Source organism: uncultured Tateyamaria sp. (assembly GCF_947504105.1).
Classification (GTDB): Bacteria; Pseudomonadota; Alphaproteobacteria; order Rhodobacterales; family Rhodobacteraceae; genus Tateyamaria.
On sequence record NZ_CANNGP010000149.1, the window covers coordinates 1 to 809 of the forward strand.

General features: G+C 53.4%; 1 protein-coding gene. It reads left to right on the forward strand.

Annotated features, from left to right (window positions below; all coding sequences use genetic code 11):
- Nucleotides 1-201: 201 nt before the first annotated feature.
- A partial coding sequence (locus Q1A75_RS23995; RefSeq protein WP_299593601.1) for a transposase occupies nucleotides 202-809 on the forward strand: 608 nt, incomplete at its 3' end.

Sequence of the window (809 nt, forward strand, 5' to 3'; positions counted from 1 at the left end):
GGCTTGTCTTATGACTTCTGCATCGATCTGCGATGATTGATCCAGTGTTCTCTCGACTTTGGGGGGCATTGGTGGCGGCTGGATCGCTTTGGGCTTGGTCGTGATGGACCGTTAGTGAGTACGATCAGCCGCCGTCTTCGCATGAGGCCTGAACGGATACGCAAGCTGAGTTTTTATGGGCTTGCACGACAAGCATAGGACATGACGATGATGACAACTGCTAGCATAGGTATTGATGTTTCCAAAGATTCTCTTGATGCGCATCGGCTGAGTGATGGTGCGACAGAGACCTTTTCCAATGATCGACGAGGGTTCCGCGCATTCTCAGCTTGGTTGGGCTGCGATATGCCCGCCCGTGTCGTGTTTGAAGCGACCGGGCCGTATCATAGACGTTTTGAACGCACATTCTCGGGCAAATTACCGTTGGTTAAGGTCAACCCTTTGCAGGCCCGTCGGTTTGCGCAGGCCCGCGGGACAAGGGTGAAAACAGATGCTGTGGACGCGCGCATGCTTGCAAGCTTTGGGGCCGTATTGTCCTTGGAACCCGATCAACCAGTTGATAGCGAACAGTTTGATCTCAGGGAGTTATTCAACGCACGAGCGGGTCTCGTCAAGGATCGCACCCGTTTGTTAAATCGCCTGCAAACACAAACTCTGACCATCGTTAAGCGGCAAACCAAGGCGCGGATTGACCAGCTGACACGCCAACTCAAAGCACTGCAGCACGACATTAACAAAAGGCTGAAAGAATGCCCCAACCGCGCCCGTGCCAACACGATCTTGAGGTCGATACCTGGCATCGGTGAAGT